Source organism: Candidatus Melainabacteria bacterium RIFOXYA2_FULL_32_9, from assembly GCA_001784615.1.
Lineage (GTDB): Bacteria > Cyanobacteriota > Vampirovibrionia > Gastranaerophilales > UBA9579 > UBA9579.
Genome location: MFRQ01000003.1, coordinates 1 through 603 on the forward strand (window position 1 = coordinate 1; position 603 = coordinate 603).

General features: G+C 25.2%; 2 pseudogenes. One reads left to right on the top strand and one right to left on the bottom strand.

Annotation, left to right across the window (positions count from 1 at the left end):
* A pseudogene (locus tag A2255_05170) lies at positions 1 to 325 on the bottom strand (hypothetical protein).
* Between the two features lie 57 nt (positions 326 to 382).
* On the opposite strand from A2255_05170, the pseudogene A2255_05175 reads away from it, so the two are divergent.
* A pseudogene (locus A2255_05175) lies at positions 383 to 603 on the top strand (hypothetical protein).

Sequence of the window (603 nt, forward strand, 5' to 3'; positions counted from 1 at the left end):
AAACATAAGCAAGTGTTCTGTTATATCTGTCTTTTTTATCTTTTCCATATTCAAGCCTGACTGTTTTATTTAAAATTTTTTCATTGAGAGAATCTTTTGCCTCTTGATAATATTTTTCTTTTTTTTCAGGAGTGTTAATTCCAAGGAGTCTTATCTTTCCAAGCTCAGTTTCAATAGTGTCTCCATCAACAATTCTTTTAACAATTGTCGTGTCAGAATCAGAAAAAGAATCTATAACTAAGCCATCCAACCAGGAATAATTTACTGCGATAAGAAAAATAATCAAGAAAATTAAAATAATGGTTTCATTTTTTGTTAATTTCATACATTTTAGTATAATAATTAATTTAAATAACTCTTTATAATTTTTATTATGGATAAAATGATTTTGTTAGCAGATAGAAATTCTAATGCTTGGGACTTTTCTAATAAAATTCAAAAATATATAGAGGAAAAATATAAAATTAAAATTCCTTTAATGGAGGTTGAAATAAGTCATTTTAGAAATAGGGAAATTTATATGCATATCCCAATGAGTATAAGAAAAAAAGAAATTTATTTTATACAAGATTCAACAAAAGATCCTCAAACATGGTGGGTTGA